At 69.3% G+C, this 1357-nt stretch carries 1 protein-coding gene; it reads left to right on the top strand.

The window, feature by feature from the left end:
• The first annotated feature begins 73 nt into the window (after positions 1 to 73).
• A protein-coding gene (locus AB0Q99_RS34310; protein WP_363578190.1) for an IS3 family transposase occupies positions 74 to 1317 on the top strand; the annotation gives its coding sequence in 2 pieces (ribosomal slippage) (positions 74 to 407 and positions 407 to 1317; 1245 coding nt in all).
• The last annotated feature ends 40 nt before the right edge of the window (positions 1318 to 1357 follow it).

The following is a 1357-nucleotide window of genomic DNA, read 5'->3' as shown; positions in this document are numbered from 1 at the left end:
GGGGCCTCCCCCTGTGTGGTGGACACGCTGATACTGGATCTTGTGTGATCCGGAGGAAGCGAGAAGACCGCCGATGGCGATGAAGGACTACTCGGACGAGTTCAAGGCCGACGCCGTGGCCCTGTACGAGTCCACGCCCGGGGCGACCTACAAGGGCATCGCTGCCGACCTGGGCGTCAGCCGAGGTGCCCTGCGCGTGTGGGTGCTCCGGGCGCGTGGGGAGAACGGAACGCCCCAACCAGCCGCCGGACCCGCCGCTCGCGGGCCGCTGCCGGCCGGAGCCGACGGTGAAGCCGCCGCGCGGATCAGGGAGTTGGAGGACCGGGTCCGCCGACTGGAGGCCAGCGAGCGGAAGCTGACCGCCGAGCGGGACATCCTGCGCAAGGCGGCCAAGTATTTCGCCGGGGAGACGCACTGGTGAGCCGCTTCCAGTTCGTCGACGACCACCGGGACGCCTTCGGCGTGAAGCGGCTGTGCCAGGTCCTGGGCGTGAACCGCTCCAGCTACTACAAGTGGCGGGACGGCGCCGGTCCACGCGCGGTCAAGGAAGCGGCCGATCGGGCCCTGGCCGAGGAGATCCGTGCCGTCCACGCCGACTCCGACGGTGCCTACGGCTCCCCGCGGATCACCGCCGAGCTTCGCGCCGACGGCAGGAGGATCAACCACAAGCGGGTGGCCCGGGTGATGCGCAAGTTCTCCATTGCGGGCATACGCCTGCGCAGGCGCGTGCGCACCACCATCGCCGAGCCGTCGGCCACGCCGGTGCCGGACCTGTTCGGGCGGGACTTCACCGCCCTCGAACCTGGGCTGAAGTACATGGGTGACATCACCTATCTGCCGGTCGGGGACGGGGAGTTTCTCTACCTGGCCACCGTTCTGGACTGTTTCAGCCGCCGGGTCGTGGGCTGGTCCATCGCCGGCCACATGCGGACCGAGCTCGTCGCCGACGCCTTGCGGATGGCGGCCCGAACCCGTGGCGGTCTGGACGGCTCGACCTTCCACAGCGATCACGGGGCACAGTACACGTCACGTGAATTCGCTCTTCTGTGCGGCGAGTTGGGCGTGACTCAGTCCATGGGCGCGGTCGGCTCCTCCGCCGACAATGCCGCCTGCGAGAGCTTCCACGCCAGTCTCAAGCGCGAGACCCTGCGAGGCGCCCACCGCTATCCGGGAGCGGAGCTCTGCCGACGCAGCGTCTTTCGCTGGCTCACCCGCTACAACACCCGGAGGCGCCACTCCGCGAACGGACAGCTCAGCCCGGTGGACTTCGAACGCCGGCACCGACAGGAGTCCGCTAGGCTCACGCTAGCCGCATGACAACCCCGAACGCGTGTCCACTTCCGCGGGGGAAGGCCCG

This window comes from Kitasatospora sp. NPDC086791 (assembly GCF_040685975.1).
GTDB lineage: Bacteria > Actinomycetota > Actinomycetes > Streptomycetales > Streptomycetaceae > Kitasatospora.
Note: the sequence above shows the minus strand (reverse complement) of the source record. Positions and strands in the feature narration are given on the sequence as shown.